Here is a 17,619-nt window from a genome sequence, read left to right on the forward strand (position 1 = left end):
TACGGGGGCACCCACCGGGGCGGGTGCCCGAGCCGTCAGCTGTCGAGCAACACCCGTGCCAGTTGGCGGGATTGAGCCACAAGGCGGTCCCGGGAGTCCCAGATCTCGCCGTCCTCCTCCAGGAAGCCGCCCGCGAGGTTGCGGGTGGTGAGGGCGACCCGCAGTGGTCCTGGGGCCGGCCGGCAGCGGATGTGGGTGGTGAGTTCGATGGTCGGCACCCAGCCGGACAGGCCCAGGTCGAAGGCGGTGGGCGGCATGCCGTCGACGGCCAGCAGCAGGGACAGCGGGTCGTGGTCGCGCCCGTCGGCGAGGCCGAACCAGCCGCGCATCTCGCCCTTCCCCGAGGGGGCGCCGACCGCCCAGCCCGCGGTGGCCGGATCCAGTCGGATCGCCAGTCGGCCGGCGATGGCGGTGCTGCCCGGGACGGGCGGCTGCCCCTCGGGCGCGCTGTCGGTGCCGAGGCAGTGTTCGTACGGGGGCAGGGCGGGCGGCTTGGCGCTGGTGCGGACGTCGTCGGGCAGCGCGTCGAGGTCGCCGTAGGAGGCGAGCACCCGCAGCCGCTCGACCTCGGTGCCGTCCTCCTTGAACTGCACGAGGGTGGCGGTGCCGGTGGACATCGTCCGGCCGGTGCGGACCACCTCGGTCCGTATGACGGCCGGCCCTGGGACCGATGCGGTCAGGTAGTGCGCGGTGACGGAGAACGGGTCCGGGTGCGGGAGGGTGTCGCCCAGGGCGCGGCCCATGAGGGCGAGCAGATAGCCGCCGTTGACCGCGTGGATGATCGTCCAGCCCGCCGAGAGCTGTGCGTCGTAGACGCCGGGGGCGCGGCGCACGACCGCCGTATCGCGGTCGAACTCGCTGTTACCTGGGGTCACCGTAGCCATGGGATGCACGCTACACCGAAGAGTTACCGACCGGTAGTGTCACTTTGACGGAACACATCAGGCCATGACGCCCCCGGAGCCTGCAATGATTCCGCCATGCTTCACGTGCTCTACCTGGTCGGCGTCGCCGCCTTCGCCGCGAGCGGGGTGCTGGCCGCGTACCGCGCCAACATGGATCCCTTCGGCGGCCTGGTGCTCGCCTTCGCCGCCTCGATCTCCGGCGGCACGCTGCGCGATCTCATCCTCGACCGGCACCCGCTGTACTGGACCCACGACTGGGTCCTGCTCACGGTGATCATCTGCGTCGGCGTCGGCACCATGATCTATCTGCGCTTCCGGACGCTGCCGTACAGGTCCCTGCTGGTCGTCGACGCCGCCGGGCTCGCCGTCGTCACCGTGATCGGGGCCCGCGCCGCCATCGACGCGGGCGCCACCCCGCTCGCCGTGATCATCCTCGCGGTGCTGACCGGCGTGACGGGCGAGGTCGTACGGGACGTGCTGTGCGGGGAGTTCCCGCCGCTGCTGCTGCGTGAGGACGTCTACGCCATCGCCGCGCTGGCCGGCGGCTGCTGCCTGCTGGGGCTGCACCACCTCGGCGTCAACGGCACCGCGGCGACCGCGGCATCCGCCGGGCTCGTCTTCGCCCTGCGGATGGCCGCGGTCTACCTCGGATGGCACCTGCCCCGGCCGCAGCAGCTGGGCGGCGGCCGGGGCGCGGCGGACTGACGGGCGGCGGCCCGGCAGGCCCTACTTGCCCGCCGGCAGTCCGGGCCGCCCCGGGGTCATCAGCCAGGTGTCGAAGAGGTCACCGAGCCGCTGCCCCGAGATCTTCTCGGCGAGCGCGATGAACTGCGAGGTCTCGGCGTTGCCGTAGCGGTGCGCCGAGGTCCAGGCCGGCAGCAGCCGGAAGAACGCCTTGTCGCCGATCCGCTCGCGCAGCGCCTGGAGGGTCATCGCGCCCCGCTCGTAGACCGTGTCGGAGAACATCGTGTCCCGCTGCGGGTCACCGGCCTTGATCTGCCAGAACTCGTCGTCCGCCGGCACCGACGCGTACGCGTCGCGGAACGCGTCGTGGGCGCTCTTGGTGCCCTTGTGCTCGTCCCAGAGCCACTGCGCGTAGGTCGCGAAGCCCTCGTTGAGCCAGATGTTCTTCCATTCCTTGACCGAGACCGAGTCGCCGAACCACTGGTGGGCCAGCTCGTGGACGATCGTCGTCTCGTTGCGGACGGCCGAGTACACCGGCTTGGACTGCACCTCAAGGGAGAAGCCGGCCTTCGGCATGTCGTCGACGATCGCGCCGGTCTCCTCGAAGGGGTACGGGCCGAAGACCTTGGACCAGTAGTCGGTGGCGGCGGCGGTGACGCCGTAGACGTCGACCTTCCCGGTGGGCAGGGTCGGGTCGGTGGCGACGTAGATCGGCGTGCCACCGGGTGTGGTGCCGGTGCGGACGTCGAACTTCCCGATGGTGGCGGTGGCGAGGTACGGCGCCATCGGCCGGCTCTCCCGCCAGTGCGCGTACGCGCGGCCGTCGCGCTCGCCCGACTCGACGAGCCGGCCGTTGGAGACGCCGGTCAGGCCCTTGGGCGCGTCGATCCGGATGTCGTAGGTCGCCTTGTCGCCGGGATGGTCGCTGGAGGGGAACCACGTCGACGCGGCGTTCGGCTCGCAGGCGACAAAGACGCCGTCCTCGGTCTTCATCCAGCCGTAGTCGGAGCCGAACAGGATGGGGCCGCTCAGCGGCTGCGGGACACCGCCGTAGACCACGGTCACGGTGAACTTCCGGCCGCCGGGCAGCGGGCTGCCGGGCCGTACGGTCAGCTCGTCGCCGGATCTGCCGAAGTCCGCCCGGTGGCCGTTGACCGCGACCGAGGCGACGTCGAGCTTCTGCAGGTCGAGGTCGAAGGCGGAGAGGTTCTGGGTGGCCCTGGCGGTCAGCGTCGTCCGGCCGTCGAGACGGCCGCTGTCGGGGTGGTAGCTGACGCCGAGGTCGTAGTGCAGGGCGTCGAACCCGCCGTTGCCGAGGTGCGGGAAGTAGGTGTCGCCGACGCCCGGCGCGCCGGGTGATGCCGCCGGCGGGGCGGCCGACGCGCCGGGTCCTGCGGCGATGGAAGCGGCGGCGGCCACCGCGGTGGCGAGCGCGAGCAGACGGGTGGTGCGACGTGCAGAACGGGAGAGTGCCATGAGCCGTCCCTTCGAACACACGGAGGAAAAGAATCAACCGTGCCGACTCTGCACTCTCCCGCGCCGCTTCACCCGGGACTTTGCCAACTCCTCAGGCGTTACCGCCCGTTGACTCCTTACCGTCCTTACCGCCCTTACCTTCCGTACCGTCCGCCTGCTCCGGAATCGTGCCGCCGCCGACCGGCTCCGGGTGGTGGCAGGCGACCTGGTGCCCGGTGCGCAGCGCGACCAGCGGCGGCTCGGTGGTGGCGCACACCTCGGTCGCCTTCCAGCAGCGGGTACGGAACCGGCAGCCGGACGGCGGGTTGATCGGCGAGGGCACATCGCCCTTGAGCAGGATCCGGTCGCGCTCGGTGCGCCGCTTGGGGTCGGGCACCGGCACGGCCGACAGCAGCGCCTTGGTGTACGGGTGCAGCGGCGACGCGTAGAGCGAGGCGCGGTCGCTCAACTCCACGATCTTTCCGAGGTACATGACCGCGATCCGGTCCGATACGTGCCGGATGACCGAGAGGTCGTGGGCGATGATGACGTAGGTGAGACCCAGCTCCTCCTGGAGGTCGTCCATGAGGTTGACGACCTGCGCCTGGATGGAGACGTCGAGGGCCGAGACCGGCTCGTCGGCCACCACCAGCTTCGGCTTGAGCGCCAGGGCGCGGGCGATGCCGATGCGCTGCCGCTGGCCGCCGGAGAACTCGTGCGGGTAGCGGTTGTAGTGCTCCGGGCTCAGACCCACCAGCTCCAGCAGCCGCTGCACCTCCTTCTTCACCCCGCCATCGGGCTCGACGCCCTGGAGGCGGAAGGGGGTGCCGATGATCCCGCCGATGGTGTGCCGCGGGTTCAGCGAGCCGTACGGGTCCTGGAAGATCATCTGGACGTCGCGGCGCATCGGCCGCAGCCTGCCCGGGGACAGGTGGGTGATGTCCTTGCCCTCGAACTCGATGCTGCCGCCGGTGGGTTCGTCGAGCCGGGTGATCAGCCGGCCCATGGTGGACTTGCCGCAGCCGGACTCGCCGACCACGCCGAGGGTCTCCCCCGGGCGTACGTCGAAGTCGATGCCGTCGACCGCCTGCACGGCCCCGACCTGCCGCTTGAGCAGCCCCTTGGTGATCGGGAAGTGCCGCGTCAGGCCGCGCACCCGCAGCAGCGGCTCGGGGTCGGACGCCTCCGGGGACGCGGCCTCGCCGGGCCCGGCCGCCGGGGTGTTCTGGCTCTCGTCGTCAGTCGTCTCGGTCACAGCTTCGGCGCAATCTCTTCGGTCCAGATACGCTCCCGCTCCTGCGGCGCCATGTGGCAGGCGGAGAAGTGCCCGCCGTCGACCTGGCCGAGTTCGGGACGCACGGTGCGGGTGAGGTTGTCCTTGGGGACGTCCGCGTACGGGCAGCGGGGGTGGAAGGCACAGCCGGACGGCACATTGATCAGGCTGGGCGGCGCGCCCTTGACCGGGATGAGCCGGTCGGTCTGATCGCGGTCGATCCGCGGCATCGAGCCGAGCAGGCCCCAGGTGTAGGGGTGCTGCGGCGTGGCGAAGATCCGCTCCGCGGGGCCGCGTTCGACGCACCGGCCGCCGTACATCACCAGCAGGTCGTCGGCCAGCTCGGCCACCACTCCCAGGTCGTGGGTGATGATGACGACCGCGGAGCCGAACTCCTTCTGCAGATCGCGGATCAGGTCCAGGATCTGCGCCTGGACGGTGACGTCAAGAGCGGTGGTCGGCTCGTCGGCGATCAGCAGTTCCGGGTTGTTGACCAGCGCCATCGCGATCATCGCGCGCTGGCGCATGCCGCCGGAGAACTGGTGCGGGTGGTCGTCCACCCGCTTGTCGGGCTGCGGGATGCCGACCCGGTCGAGCATCTCGATCGCCCGCTTGCGCGCCGTCTTCTTGTCGACGTCGTTGTGGACGCGGTACGCCTCCACGATCTGCCGGCCGACCGTGAAGTACGGGTGCAGCGCGGACAGCGGGTCCTGGAAGATCATCGCCATCTCGCGGCCCCGCAGCCGCCGCACCTCGTCCGGATCCGCGCCGACGAGTTCCTTGCCGTCCAGCCAGATCTCGCCGGACATCCGGACCTTGCTGCGCTGCTGCCGGGAGGCGCGGTGCAGGCCCATCACGGCGAGCGAGGTGACGGACTTGCCGGAGCCCGACTCGCCGACGATGCCGAGCGTCTTGCCCTTCTCCAGGGCGAAGGAGAGCCCGTCGACGGACTTCACGAGGCCGTCGTCGGTCGGGAAGTGCACCTTCAGGTCCCGCACTTCGAGGAAGGCGGAGGGCGCGGCCCCGCTCCCGGCCGCGGGCACCGAACCGGTCGCCGTGGCGGTCGCGGACCCGGGCGCGGGTACGGCCTCGGGCGCAGCCTCCGTCGTGGCCTCGGCCTCGGCCGATGACTCCGTGCCGGCCGCCCCGGTGGCGTCCTCGGCGGTTTCGGAGGATTCGGAGGAATCAGTCACGAGAGCCTCACCCGCGGATCGACGGCGGCGTACAGAACGTCCACCACCAGGTTGCAAAGGACGATGAAGAACGCGGCGAGCAGCGTGACGCCGAGGACCTTCGGCAGGTCGTTGTCGGTGATCGCCTGTACCGCGAAGGCGCCCACCCCCTGGAGGGAGAAGACCTGTTCGGTGATCAGCGCTCCGCCCAGCAGCAGCCCCAGGTCCATGCCGAAGACGGTGACGATGGGCGTGAGGGCGGCCCGCAGACCGTGCCGGACGACGACGGTGCGCTCCCCCAGGCCCTTGGCCCGCGCGGTACGGATGTAGTCCTCGCCGAGGGTCTCCATCATCCCGGCTCTGGTGAGGCGGGCGTACAGCGCCGAATAGAGGAAGGCCAGCGTCACCCAGGGCAGGACCAGCGTCCTCGCCCACAGGAAGGGATTCTCCAGGAGTGGCACGTAGTCGCTGCGTTCGAAGATCGGCCACTGATAGGTGAACAGGGCCAGCGCGACCGCGCCGGTGAAGAACATCGGCAGCGAGACGCCGGCCAGCGCGACCCCCATCGACAGCCGGTCGAAGACCGAGCCGGGGCGCAGCGCGGAGATCACGCCGGTGGTGATGCCGGAGACCAGCCACACGACCGCCGCGCCGAAGGCGAGCGAGAGGGTGACGGGAAGCCGGGACTGGATCTCGGGCCAGACCTCGATGTGGGTCTTGAACGAGTAGCCGAAGCACGGCACGTTACAACGCGCCGCTTCCGGGCCGAACTTGTAGTCGACGCCGACGAAGATGCCCTTGATGAACTCCCAATACTGTTCGTATACGGGCTTGTCCAGGCCGAGATTCTTCTTCACCGCGGCGATGTCGGCAGGTGTGGGCGCCTTGCCGATGTACTGCTGGGCAAGTTGGTCGGTGGTCTGCCCGGCGAGCTTCGGCAGCAGGAAGAAGATGCCGAAGGTGACCGCGCTGACGATCAGCAGCAGGATCACCGCGCTGATCAACCTGCGGATGATGTACGAGAACACGGGGATGCGGCGTCGGTGCCCGCCGGCCGGAGGGGCCGGCGGGCACCAATGCCTTCACCTGCCTTCCGGTGCTTACTTCTTGACGCCGATGTTGAGGTAGTCGTACTGACCGCTGTAGGCCGATGTGGAGACCAGGTTGGTGGCCTTGGGCGAGCGGTAGTTCAGCACCTTGAAGTAGGTGAGCGGAACGATCGCGGCCTGCTCCATGGCCTTCTTGTCGATCTCGGCGTACTCCTTCTCGCGCGCGGCCTTGTCGGGGTTGGCGACGGCGTCGTCGAGCAGCTTGTTGATCTGCGGGTCGTCCAGCTCCGAGAGGTTGGAGTTGCCGGACTGGCTGATGGCCTTGCCGTGCAGGATCTGCTGGAGGTAGCCGTAGCCGGTCGGGAAGTCGGCGCCCCACTGCATCATCATCAGACCGACGTTGTTCTTCTTGTTGAACTTCGGCACACCGGCGTAGTCCGAGAAGTACTTGCTGGTCGGGTACTGCTGGATCTTGGCGTTGACGCCGATCTTCTTCAGCGAGTCGATGACCGAGGTCGCCGCGTCCACCTCTTCCTGGCGGTCGTTGCGCGCCAGGATCGTGGTGTTGGTCTTGCCGGCGCCGCACTTGTCCCAGTGCTTCTTGGCCTCGGTGAGGTCCAGCTTGTCGCCGGAGTACTTCTGCGGGTACTGGTCGTACTTCTGGTAGCCGGCGATGTCGGTCGGCAGGACCGTGGAGGCCAGGTCACCGCGGATCGGGCCGCCGAGCGAGGTCTGTACGGCCTTCTTGTCGACGGCGTACTCGACGGCCTTGCGGCACTCGACGTTGTTGAACGGCGCCACATTGGTGTTGATCGCCATGTAGTTGAGCCGCTGGCCGAGGGCGTTGTCGGTGTTGCCCTTCTCCTTGGAGTTGGTCAGCAGCTGGGCCTGCGTCTGCGCGTCGACGCCCTTGCCCGCCATGTCGACCTGGGTGTTGCCTGCCAGCAGGTCCTTGTCGATGGTGGACTGCGCCACCTTCAGCCGCAGGACGATCTTGTCGGGCAGCTGCTTGCGCAGCGGGTCGGTCTTGGCGTTCCAGTGCGGGTTGCGGACCAGGGTGAGCTGCTTGCCCTCCTGGTAGTCCTGGAACTTGTAGGCGCCGGACGAGACCACGTGCTTGGTGTAGTCCGCGCCCTTGTCCTTGTCCTGCGGGACGGGCGCCGTCTGCGGAGCGCTGACCAGGTAGTCGAACTCCGCGAACGCCTTCTTCAGGTGGAAGACGATCGTCTGGTCGTCCGGCGTCTCGATGGACTTCAGACCGGCCTTGCTCTTGTCCTTGTACGGACCCTTGTAGCCGTCGTCGTTGTCCTTGAGGAACTGCTGGAAGTAGTTCGGTCCCAGGGACAGCGTGTCGCGGGCGAAGTTGCTGCGCTCGACCGCGTACTTGACGTCCTGCGAGGTGATGGCGGAACCGTCGTCGTACTTCAGACCCTTGCGGATCTTGTACGTCCAGGTCTTGCCGCCGTCGCTGGACTTGCCCATCGACTCGGCCAGGTCCGGCGTGAGTTCGTTGCCCTTGGCGCCGGGCGCCGCCTTGAAAGCGGTGAGTGAACGCGCGTAGAGGCGGCTGAAGTTGTAGACGAACGCGTAGTAGGTGTTGCCGGGGTCGAACGACTCGGGCGAGTCGCTCATCGCGTAGTTGAGCGTGCCGCCCTTCTCGTCCGAAGCGTTGACGATGCCCTTGGTCGCGGCGTTCGCCTCGCCGGAACTTCCGGAGGTACCGCCCCCGCTGCAGCCGGCCAGCAAAAGGCCCGCACTGGTGATGGTCGCTGTCACCGCGACCGGAACTGACCTTCGCATGATGGTGGCTGTCCCCTTCATTCGTCGGAAAACGTCGGAAAACGTCGGAAAACTTCGGCGGAGAGAAACTTCGGAGAGCCGGGATGCGGGCGCCGGGCCGCGGTCCGGCGGGCCTCAGCGGCTGCGCGGATCCAGGGCGTCCCGCAGCCCGTCACCGAGCAGGTTGAACGCCAGCACGGTGACGAAGATGGCGATGCCGGGGACGAGCATGTACTGCGGGTCGACCTCGTAGTACTTGACCGCCTGGTTGAGCATCCCGCCCCAGGACGCCTGGGGCGGCTGGATGCCGACGCCCAGGAAGCTCAGGGCCGCCTCGAAGAGGATGTTGGAGGGGATCAGCAGCGTCGAGTAGACGACGATCGGGCCGACGAGGTTGGGCAGCAGCTCGCGGAAGAGGATGAACGGGCCGCGCGCACCCATGCCGCGGGCCGCGTCGACGAATTCCCGCTCGCGCAGCGACAGCGTCTGGGCGCGCACGATCCGGCCCATGTACGGCCAGTTGAAGAATCCGATCACGAAGATCAGCACGGAGAGGTGCAGCGGCAGGCCGGTCAGTCCGAAGGCGCCGCCCTGGAGGGACGCGGAGATCGCGATGGCGAACAGCAGCAGCGGGAACGCCAGGAAGACGTCCATCAGCCGGCTGATGACCGCGTCGACCCGGCCCCGGTAGAAGCCGGCGATCACCCCCATGACCGTACCGATGGCCACCGACAGCAGGGTGGCGCCGAAGGCGACGATCAGCGAGACCCAGGAGCCCTCCAGCACACGGGCGAGCAGGTCGCGGCCGAACTTCGGGTCCACACCCAGCGGGTGGTCCAGGCTCATCCCGCCCATGTCGCCCTTGGGGAGCGTGGTGTTGGGATCGATGAGCGACTGCTGCGGCGCGTCCGGGTCCAGGCCGAGCAGTGCCTGGATCGGACGGGAGAGCGCGGCGACGGCGATGAGGAGGATGACAACGATGGCGCCCACCACCGCGACCTTGTCGCGTCGGAAGCGCAGCAGCGCGATACGCCCGAGCGAACGCCCCTCGATCCGCTTGGTCTCCACGCCCTGGAGCACCGCTTCCGGCTGCGCCTGCGCAGCCGCCCCGGTGGTCTCGATCGGTGCGGTCACGGTGCCTTTGACCCCTCTCGGCCGACGGTGGCCGGCCCACGCCCGGCCGCGGTGGCGGCCTGGTTCACATCACTGGTGCAAGTGGTGCAGGTGTCGCGGAAGTTCGCCCCGCGGCGGTCCGCGGGTCCACACGACACCGGTGGTCGGATGACGTTCGTACACAGGGCCGAGACCCTGCTGCCGGAGTCTTCATCCGATTCGCGATCACTCACCAGCCCTGACGGTGAATGGATGCGCAACTGTGATGTGGTCCGCAGGTTTCCGTTATACGGACAGAACTCCCGGCTCAGCGGAGCGGGGGGACGCGGAGGAGAGGCCCAACGGGCGGGCAGAGAGGGCGAATCCGCCCGGAAATCGACGCCGTCACGCGCCGGGTGGTGTCAGTAGGGACGCGGGTAGCCGTAGCCGTAGGACGGCGCGGGGGCGGGCATCCGACCGCCGGGGGCGCCGTAGCCGTCCCGGTCGAAGAAGGGCCGCGCGCAGGCCCGCATCCACATGCCGACGGGGTCGTACTCGTCGTTCATCGCGACGGTCGACACCGGCAGGCCGTCCGGAACCGCGCCGATCGACTGCTGGATCATCAACCGCACCGCGTCCACGGCCTGTTGGCCGGTGTCGTACAGGTCGAGGCCGATGGCCAGATAGGGCGCCCCGAGTGCGGGCTGCACCCAGGCCCTGCGCAACGCCCGTACGGCGGGCGTGCGGTGCGCGTTCTGCGCGAGCAGGGCGTAGAACTGCGGGAGTTCGATGGCCGGTTCGGTGATCCGCAGCGGTCCTGCGGGCAGCCGGTCGAGGCCGCCTGCGATCCGGCGCAGGTCCAGCCAGGGGATACCGACGCCGCCGCCGGGAGCGTGCGGATTCAGCCACAGGCCCCAGCGGTCGGGGAAGAGCGAGGCGGCGATGTCGGCACCGGCCACCAGCTCGTGGTCGCGGTTCCAGCCGGATGCGGCGAGTTCGGGCGCCGAGGTGACGCACGGCGCGTAACCGAGCCCGTCGACCTCCATGTTGCCGTACTGCGCGTCGGGCATGCCGGCCCGGCCGTGCCAGAGCAGCATCCAGACCTGTCCGGCGGCGAGGGCGTGCAGCAACGCCTCGTAGGCGTCGTAGCGGCCGGGCGAGACCTGCGCCAGCATCTGTTCGACCTGGCCGGCCGCCGCCGCTCCCTGATGCGCACCCGCGCTCACGTGGTCCGTCCCTTCTCCGGCAGGGCACGTGGGGTGCGCCCGCCCGTCATCCAACCAGCTTACGAGTGGTCCCGGGCGTAGAAGGGACGCACGCGCTCCAGCATCCGGTCGGCCACCGGATCACCCTGGGCGATGTCCAGCATGACGAGCTGGACGGGCCAGGGCACCGGGACCGCGCCGAGCGCACGTCCCAGGGCCGACAACGCGGCCTCCTGCGTACGGTCGTCGTGCAGCGGCGCCTGGGCGGTGTCGACCTGAACTCCGACGAACAGCGCGGGCGTGTCGCCCTCCACGCTTGCCAGGACACGTCGGGCAGTCAGGACAAATCCGGCGGCCGAGAACTCCAGCCCCGCCGCCGCGAGGAAGTCCACCGGCTCGTCCTGCCAGTCCGGTTCGAAGAGCCGCACCCGGCCGCCGCCCGGCACCATCCCGGCCTCGGGACCGTCCTCCCGGCACAGCGCGGCCACCGCGGGTGCCGGCAGCGGCACCCCGACCGTGCCGTCGGGGTTGACGGCGATGCCGAGCTTCGGCGGCAGCCCGCGGGCGAACTCCCTGGCCGGCGCGACGGTGAAGGACAGGTGCGAGCCGACGACCCGCAGGAACTCCTGCTCGGAGGTGAAGACCGGCACGTACGCGAGGCCGTCGATCTCGACGGTGGGCAGGTCGAGGCCGCCCGCGCCGGGGCCCGCGCTGTCCGGCCCGCCGCCGTTCGGCAGCGGGATCCACAGCCGGCTGCGGCCCAGCACCTCCACAATCCGGCCACCCGCCCCGGGATGCCCGACCGAGGCCGCGAGCACCTCTTCCAACTCATTGGCCGGCCATGCCAGCTGAGGTATCCCCTGCTCCGAAAAGTTCATGTCCATCCGCCTGCTCCCAACCGCGCTACCTGGCCGAAAAGCCTAGACGAGTAGGACGGGGCTCGCGTTGCCCGCCCGCGCGGTCCGCTTCAGCCGAACCTGACGGTGCGCAGCGCGTCGGCGGCTGCCCGGTCCAGCAGGACGGCCGAGCCGAACCCCCGCGGCAGCCGTCCCCGCTCCGCGCCGCCGAGCAGCCGGCCGACGGCCCTGCGGTGCCGGGCGAAGGCGTACCAGGACACCCCTCGGCCACGCGACGCCTGGCCGTGCAGCGCCACCTCGGCCGGCACGTCGAGCAGCACCAGGTGCAGGGGCCGGCCGTCCCGGCGGGCCGCCCGCGCGACCCAGCGGCGCACCCACGCGAGCGTCCCGCAGTCGTGCACCACCACGCTGCCGCCGGAACGCAGCGCGCGGCGCAGCCCCGCGTAGTGGGCGGCGCGGACCAGCGGGCGGTAGAGCGGGTACGGCCACCGGCGCAGCCTGCCGCGCTCCCAGCGTGCGCGGGCGTCCTGCGAGTCGATGCGGTGCACCGGGGCACCGCGGCCGTCCAGCGCCGGGACGAGGCGGTCCATCAGCGTGCTCTTGCCGCTGCCCGGCAGTCCCGAGACCACGACGAGGGCGCCGGGGGCGCAGCGCAGCCCCGTCGTGCGGCGGGCGGCGGGCAGCGCCCGCAGGTCCATGACGTGCCCGTGCCCCTCCCGTGCCAGGGGCTGCGGTACGGCCTGCGGCGCACGTGGCGGGCGCGGCAGCGCGACCCCCGCCGTCGTCGCGTATGCGGCTTCGCTGTGCACCGTGATCGCCCCTCCCGGTCCGGTGGTCCGGGCCTGGCCCGTACCTGCCCGCAGAGTGTCAAGAAAAGGTAATGTCCATCAAGGCGGTCGGCGGGCTCTTCCGTCTGCCGAGGGGGCGGCGACCGGGACTCCTGCGTCCGGCGATCCCGTGCAATGATGTCGGCGCCACGTGCACATCTGTGTTCACTCGTGCACCGTCAACTGCATACCGGCCGCTTGAATCCGCGCGGGAGAGTCCCCGGCTGCGCGCCGGGGCGCCGAAGGAGCAAGTCCTCCCTTGAATCTCTCAGGCCCCGATACCGCGCGGGCGAGGCAGATCTGAAAAGCGAGCCACTGCCCGGCTGACGGGGCGGCTCCACCCAAGGTGCAAACCGGCCCGTTCGCGGGATTCCGGTGAACCTCTCAGGTTCCGATGACAGATGGGGAGACATGTCCTGTCAACCTTGCCTGGGAGCCCGGAACCATGACAGAAGCCCCCCGCCGCACGGCGCTGGATGCCACCCATCGCGCGCTCGGCGCGACCATGACCGACTTCGCCGGCTGGGACATGCCGCTGCGCTACGGCAGTGAGCGCGACGAGCACGTCGCCGTCCGCACCCGCGCCGGCCTGTTCGACCTCTCCCACATGGGCGAGATCACCATCACCGGACCGCGCGCCGCCGACCTGCTGGACTACGCCCTGGTCGGCAACATCGGCGGGGTCAAGCCCGGCCGCGCCCGCTACACCATGATCTGCGAGGCCGGCGGCGGGATCCTCGACGACCTGATCGTCTACCGGACCGGCGAGCAGGAGTACCTGGTCGTCGCCAACGCCTCCAACGCGCAGGTCGTGCTGGACGAGCTGACCGCACGCGCGGGCGGTTTCGACGCCGCGATCCGCGACGACCGGGACGCGTACGCGCTGCTCGCGGTGCAGGGCCCGGAGTCCCCCGGCATCCTCAAGGCCGTCACCGACGCCGACCTGGACGGGCTGAAGTACTACGCGGGTCTGCCCGGCACGGTCGCCGGCGTACCGGCGCTGATCGCCCGTACCGGCTACACCGGTGAGGACGGCTTCGAGCTGTTCGTCCGGCCCGCGGACGCGGTCGCCCTGTGGGAGGCGCTGACCGCGGCGGGCAAGGACGCGGGCCTGGTGCCGTGCGGTCTCTCCTGCCGCGACACCCTGCGCCTTGAGGCCGGCATGCCGCTGTACGGGCACGAGCTGACCTCCGCCACCACGCCGTTCGACGCGGGCCTCGGCCGGGTCGTGAAGTTCGAGAAGACCTCCAACGGCGGTGACTTCGTGGGCCGCGCCGCGCTGGAGGAGGCCGCCGCCCGCGCCGAGTCCGCGCCGCCCCGCAAGCTCGTGGGCCTGATCGCGCAGGGCCGCCGCGTCCCGCGGGCCGGCTACCCCGTGGTCGACGCGGCGGGCACGGTCGTCGGCGAGGTCACCTCCGGAGCGCCGTCGCCCACCCTCGGCAAGCCGCTGGCCATCGCCTATGTCGACGCCGCGCACGCCGAGCCCGGCACCGATGGCGTCAAGGTGGACATCCGCGGCAGCCACGAGCCGTACGAGGTCGTCGCGCTGCCCTTCTACAAGCGGCAGAAGTAGCCCGTCCCCCTTGGCACATCACGGTGCCCGGGGCGCCGCCGCACCCCGTGTGTCTCACTGTGCAAGACCCCTTTCACATTCACACCTTCGCGTACAGGAGAATCGACCCATGAGCAACCCCCAGCAGCTGCGCTACAGCAAGGAGCACGAGTGGCTGTCGGTCGCCGAGGACGGCGTCTCGACGGTCGGCATCACGGAGCACGCGGCGAACGCGCTCGGCGATGTCGTCTTCGTGCAGCTTCCCGAGGTCGGTGCCACGGTCACGGCGGGCGAAAGCTGCGGTGAGCTGGAGTCGACCAAGTCGGTCAGCGATCTCTACGCGCCGGTCGACGGCGAGATCACCGAGGTCAACGAGGTCGTTGCCGAGGACCCCTCGCTGGTGAACTCCGCCCCGTTCGAGGGCGGCTGGCTGTTCAAGGTGAAGATCACCGCCGAGCCGGGTGACCTGCTCTCCGCGGACGAGTACACCGCCTTCACCGCCGGCTGAGTACGCCGCTCGGCCCCCGCCCGTCCCGGAAGCGCTTCGCGCCCCCTGACTCCCCAGGAAAGACTCATGTCGCTTCTCAACAGCTCCCTCCATGACCTCGACCCCGACGTCGCCGCCGCCGTCGACGCCGAACTGCACCGCCAGCAGTCCACCCTCGAAATGATCGCCTCGGAGAACTTCGCTCCGGTCGCCGTCATGGAGGCCCAGGGCTCCGTCCTGACCAACAAGTACGCCGAGGGCTACCCCGGCCGCCGCTACTACGGCGGCTGCGAGCACGTCGATGTCGTCGAGCAGATCGCCATCGACCGGATCAAGGACCTCTTCGGCGCCGAAGCCGCCAACGTCCAGCCGCACTCCGGCGCCCAGGCCAACGCCGCCGCCATGTTCGCCCTCATCAAGCCGGGCGACACCATCCTGGGCCTCAACCTCGCCCACGGTGGACACCTCACCCACGGCATGAAGATCAACTTCAGTGGCAAGCTCTACAACGTGGTGCCCTACCACGTCGACGAGAAGTCGAACCTGGTCGACATGGAAGAGGTCGAGCGCCTCGCCAAGGAGCACCGCCCGAAGCTGATCGTGGCCGGCTGGTCCGCCTACCCGCGTCAGCTGGACTTCGCCGAGTTCCGCCGCATCGCGGACGAGGTCGGCGCCTACCTGATGGTCGACATGGCGCACTTCGCCGGTCTGGTCGCCGCGGGTCTGCACCCCTCGCCGGTGCCGCACGCGCACGTCGTGACCACCACCACGCACAAGACGCTCGGCGGTCCCCGCGGCGGCGTGATCCTGTCGACCCAGGACCTCGCCAAGAAGATCAACTCGGCGGTCTTCCCCGGCCAGCAGGGCGGCCCGCTGGAGCACGTCATCGCGGCGAAGGCGGTGTCCTTCAAGGTCGCGGCGTCCGACGACTTCAAGGAGCGTCAGCAGCGCACCCTGGACGGCGCCCGCATCCTGGCCGAGCGCCTCGTCCAGGACGACGTCACCCAGCACGGGGTCTCCGTCCTGTCCGGCGGCACCGACGTGCACCTGGTCCTGGTCGACCTGCGCAACAGCCGGCTCGACGGCCAGCAGGCCGAGGACCGTCTCCACGAGGTCGGCATCACGGTCAACCGCAACGCCGTCCCGAACGACCCGCGGCCCCCGATGGTCACCTCGGGCCTGCGGATCGGCACCCCGGCGCTGGCCACCCGCGGCTTCCAGGAGGCGGACTTCCGCGAGGTCGCCGACATCATCGCCGAGGCGCTGAAGCCCAGCTACGACACCGAGTCCCTCAAGGCCCGGGTCACCGCGCTCGCCGAGAAGTACCCGCTCTACCCCTCCCTCTGAGGGGCGCGCGCCACGATGTGACGCGTTGCACGAACTGAGCCTTCCGGAGGCCGGTCCGCCGGCCTGGAGAAGGTGAACGGGCCGCGAGCCCGGGGCCGTTGGTCCCGGGCTCGCGGTCTGCCTGCCCGCATTCCGTGCCTTTGTCGGCACTTATGGTGGCATGGCCCCTGGGTGACGGGGGCTTCCGCGACAGAGGACGGACACACGCACTCCATGGACATGAGCGCGGGCAACAGGAAGGGGCTCAGCCTCTTCGCCCTCATCATGATCGGCATCGGATCGATCTTCGGCTCCGGCTGGCTCTTCGGCGCAGGCACCGCCGCCCAGGTGGCGGGCCCCGCCGCACTGGCGGCCTGGGTGATCGGCGCCGTCCTCATCGGCATGATCGCCATGACGTATGCGGAGGTCGGCTCGGCGTACCCGATCCCCGGCGGGATGGCCCGCTACGGTCACCTCTCGCACGGGCCCGTCCTGGGCTTCCTCACCGGCTGGGCGGTGTGGATCGCCGTCGCCTCGCTCATCCCGATCGAGTCGATCGCCGCCACCCAGTACATGTCCTCCTGGAGCTTCGGCTGGGCCCGCGGCCTGGTCGACGGGGAGCACCACGAGCTGACCGCCACGGGCATCGGCGTCGCGTTGGTCCTGACCGTCGCACTGTGGCTGACCTGCTACTGGTCGGTCCAGCTGCTGGCCCGCGCGAACACCGTGCTGACCCTGGTCAAGTTCGTGATCCCGGTCCTCGCGGTGGCCGCCCTGATCGCCTCCGGCTTCCACACCTCCAACTTCACCGCGCACGGCGGCTTCGCCCCGTACGGCTGGTCGGCGGTGCTGACCGCCGTCACCACGTCCGGCGTCGTCTTCGCGTTCAACGGTTTCCAGGCCGTGGTCAACCTCGGCGGCGCGGCCAAGAACCCGGGCCGTGCCATCCCCGTCGCGCTGGTCGGGGCGCTCGCCCTCGGCCTGGTGATCTACCTGGCGCTCCAGACCGCGTACCTGGGCGCCGTACCGCCCGAGCAGCTCACTCAGGCGGGCGGCTGGCGGGGCGTGGACTTCAGCTCGCCCTTCGCCGATCTCGCCAAGCTGCTGATGCTGCACTGGGTCGTCACGATGCTCCAGTTCGGTGCCTTCATCTCGCCGGCCGGATCGAACATCGCCAACGTCGCGTCGGCCGCCTACATGGTCCAGAACATCGCCGAGACCGGCTTCTTCCCGAAGAAGCTGGCCGCCGTGCACCCCAGGTACGGCACCGCGCGCCCGGCGATGTGGCTCAACCTCGGCTTCTCCGTGCTGCTGCTGGTCACCGTCGGGCACAGCTGGGAGGCGCTGGCCGGGGTGATCTCGTCGGCCATGGTCATCTCGTATCTGATCGGCCCGGTCGCGGTCGGCGTCTTCCGGAGGACCAAGCCGGATCTGCCGCGCCCGTTCCGCCTCCCGGCCGCCGCCGTCCTCTGTCCGCTCACCTTCGCCTTCGCGTCCTGCGCGCTGTACTGGTCGCGGTCGCCCGACACCGCCAAGGTGGCGGCGATCACCCTCATCGCGGTGCCCGTCGCCGCGCTGGTGCTGCGCCGTAGCGGCCGGCGGCTGCGCGGGCAGTTCGCCCCGGCGTGGTGGATGGTCGCCTTCCTGCTGTGGATGGCCCTGGTCTCCGCGCTGGGCAGCCCGGACTTCGGCGGCCTCGGCGTCATTCCCGGCGGCCTGGACATCGCGCTGGTCGCCGTCTCGGCCGTGGCCTTCTACTTCTGGGCGGTACGCGCCGGGGTACGGGCCCATCGCACGGGCCTGGCCGGCGCGGACCCGATGACGGACGCCCCGCCGGAGGCCGCCGATACGGCAGCGGCACCGTCCGTTACCCCGGAGGACGACCGCCCGACGGTCGCCGTCTGACCACGGACGCCGGGTCCGGGTTACGCTCGTCAGTCGGCGCAGAAACGTATC

Annotated in this window: 15 protein-coding genes and 1 riboswitch; of the genes, 5 read left to right on the forward strand and 10 right to left on the reverse strand. The window is 70.2% G+C overall.

The features are described 5' to 3' along the window. Positions 1 to 35: 35 nt before the first annotated feature. Positions 36 to 884 carry a thioesterase family protein gene (locus ACGFNI_RS09940; protein ID WP_393682287.1) on the reverse strand — a complete coding sequence of 283 codons (849 nt, stop codon included), beginning with the start codon at positions 882 to 884 and terminating at the stop codon, positions 36 to 38. A gap of 96 nt (positions 885 to 980) precedes the next feature. On the opposite strand from ACGFNI_RS09940, the gene ACGFNI_RS09945 reads away from it, so the two are divergent. Continuing rightward, positions 981 to 1,610, forward strand: a complete 630-nt coding sequence (locus tag ACGFNI_RS09945) for a trimeric intracellular cation channel family protein (protein ID WP_393682289.1) — start codon at positions 981 to 983, stop codon at positions 1,608 to 1,610. Positions 1,611 to 1,631: 21 nt separating this feature from the next. Here the strand turns inward: ACGFNI_RS09945 and ACGFNI_RS09950 are convergent, their stop codons facing one another. The 9 genes from ACGFNI_RS09950 to ACGFNI_RS09990 form a co-directional block, all read right to left on the reverse strand. Beyond that, positions 1,632 to 3,065 (reverse strand): M1 family metallopeptidase, encoded by a 1,434-nt coding sequence (locus tag ACGFNI_RS09950; RefSeq protein ID WP_393682291.1) that lies wholly within the window; start codon positions 3,063 to 3,065, stop codon positions 1,632 to 1,634. Positions 3,066 to 3,156: 91 nt separating this feature from the next. Next, entirely contained in the window at positions 3,157 to 4,299 is a 1,143-nt protein-coding gene (locus ACGFNI_RS09955) for an ABC transporter ATP-binding protein (protein WP_393682293.1), read from the reverse strand. Then, positions 4,296 to 5,360 (reverse strand): ABC transporter ATP-binding protein, encoded by a 1,065-nt coding sequence (locus tag ACGFNI_RS09960; protein WP_393683006.1) that lies wholly within the window; start codon positions 5,358 to 5,360, stop codon positions 4,296 to 4,298. Before ACGFNI_RS09960 ends, ACGFNI_RS09955 begins: the two co-directional genes overlap by 4 nt. A 146-nt stretch (positions 5,361 to 5,506) precedes the next feature. After that, positions 5,507 to 6,517, reverse strand: a complete 1,011-nt coding sequence (locus ACGFNI_RS09965) for an ABC transporter permease (RefSeq protein WP_393682294.1) — start codon at positions 6,515 to 6,517, stop codon at positions 5,507 to 5,509. Positions 6,518 to 6,589: 72 nt separating this feature from the next. Next, positions 6,590 to 8,338, reverse strand: a complete 1,749-nt coding sequence (locus ACGFNI_RS09970) for an ABC transporter substrate-binding protein (RefSeq protein ID WP_393682296.1) — start codon at positions 8,336 to 8,338, stop codon at positions 6,590 to 6,592. 114 nt (positions 8,339 to 8,452) lie between these two features. Continuing rightward, positions 8,453 to 9,451, reverse strand: coding sequence for an ABC transporter permease (locus ACGFNI_RS09975; protein ID WP_393682298.1), 999 nt, complete (start codon positions 9,449 to 9,451; stop codon positions 8,453 to 8,455). Between the two features lie 380 nt (positions 9,452 to 9,831). Continuing rightward, positions 9,832 to 10,635 (reverse strand): enhanced serine sensitivity protein SseB C-terminal domain-containing protein, encoded by an 804-nt coding sequence (locus tag ACGFNI_RS09980; RefSeq protein ID WP_393682300.1) that lies wholly within the window; start codon positions 10,633 to 10,635, stop codon positions 9,832 to 9,834. Positions 10,636 to 10,694: 59 nt separating this feature from the next. Then, entirely contained in the window at positions 10,695 to 11,492 is a 798-nt protein-coding gene (locus ACGFNI_RS09985) for an enhanced serine sensitivity protein SseB (protein ID WP_393682302.1), read from the reverse strand. A gap of 89 nt (positions 11,493 to 11,581) precedes the next feature. Further along, positions 11,582 to 12,286: an AAA family ATPase gene (locus tag ACGFNI_RS09990; RefSeq protein ID WP_393683008.1), complete on the reverse strand. Its 705-nt coding sequence runs from the start codon at positions 12,284 to 12,286 to the stop codon at positions 11,582 to 11,584. 211 nt (positions 12,287 to 12,497) lie between these two features. Further along, positions 12,498 to 12,592: riboswitch (glycine riboswitch) on the forward strand. Positions 12,593 to 12,743: 151 nt separating this feature from the next. Here ACGFNI_RS09990 and gcvT point away from each other — a divergent pair. From gcvT to ACGFNI_RS10010, 4 genes are all read left to right on the forward strand, one after another. After that, positions 12,744 to 13,871 (forward strand): glycine cleavage system aminomethyltransferase GcvT, encoded by a 1,128-nt coding sequence (gene gcvT / locus ACGFNI_RS09995; protein WP_393682303.1) that lies wholly within the window; start codon positions 12,744 to 12,746, stop codon positions 13,869 to 13,871. 109 nt (positions 13,872 to 13,980) lie between these two features. Beyond that, complete coding sequence (gcvH, locus tag ACGFNI_RS10000; RefSeq protein ID WP_393682305.1) at positions 13,981 to 14,358, forward strand: glycine cleavage system protein GcvH; 378 nt, start codon at positions 13,981 to 13,983, stop codon at positions 14,356 to 14,358. Between the two features lie 66 nt (positions 14,359 to 14,424). After that, positions 14,425 to 15,684, forward strand: a complete 1,260-nt coding sequence (glyA, locus tag ACGFNI_RS10005) for a serine hydroxymethyltransferase (protein WP_393682307.1) — start codon at positions 14,425 to 14,427, stop codon at positions 15,682 to 15,684. A 213-nt stretch (positions 15,685 to 15,897) separates the two neighbouring features. Next, a complete protein-coding gene (locus tag ACGFNI_RS10010; protein ID WP_393682309.1) occupies positions 15,898 to 17,568 on the forward strand; it encodes an APC family permease in 1,671 nt (556 codons plus the stop codon). Positions 17,569 to 17,619 lie beyond the last annotated feature (51 nt).

Source organism: Streptomyces sp. NPDC048644 (assembly GCF_043199105.1).
Taxonomy (GTDB): domain Bacteria; phylum Actinomycetota; class Actinomycetes; order Streptomycetales; family Streptomycetaceae; genus Streptomyces.

Excerpts from the sequence above, each read along its gene's own strand:
- ACGFNI_RS09940 (WP_393682287.1), bottom strand. The coding sequence starts at position 884 with ATGGCTACGGTGACCCCAGGTAACAGCGAGTTCGACCGCGATACGGCG.
- ACGFNI_RS09945 (WP_393682289.1), top strand. The coding sequence starts at position 981 with ATGCTTCACGTGCTCTACCTGGTCGGCGTCGCCGCCTTCGCCGCGAGC.
- ACGFNI_RS09950 (WP_393682291.1), bottom strand. The coding sequence starts at position 3,065 with ATGGCACTCTCCCGTTCTGCACGTCGCACCACCCGTCTGCTCGCGCTC.
- ACGFNI_RS09970 (WP_393682296.1), bottom strand. The coding sequence starts at position 8,338 with ATGCGAAGGTCAGTTCCGGTCGCGGTGACAGCGACCATCACCAGTGCG.
- ACGFNI_RS09985 (WP_393682302.1), bottom strand. The coding sequence starts at position 11,492 with ATGAACTTTTCGGAGCAGGGGATACCTCAGCTGGCATGGCCGGCCAAT.
- gcvT (WP_393682303.1), top strand. The coding sequence starts at position 12,744 with ATGACAGAAGCCCCCCGCCGCACGGCGCTGGATGCCACCCATCGCGCG.
- gcvH (WP_393682305.1), top strand. The coding sequence starts at position 13,981 with ATGAGCAACCCCCAGCAGCTGCGCTACAGCAAGGAGCACGAGTGGCTG.
- glyA (WP_393682307.1), top strand. The coding sequence starts at position 14,425 with ATGTCGCTTCTCAACAGCTCCCTCCATGACCTCGACCCCGACGTCGCC.
- ACGFNI_RS10010 (WP_393682309.1), top strand. The coding sequence starts at position 15,898 with ATGGACATGAGCGCGGGCAACAGGAAGGGGCTCAGCCTCTTCGCCCTC.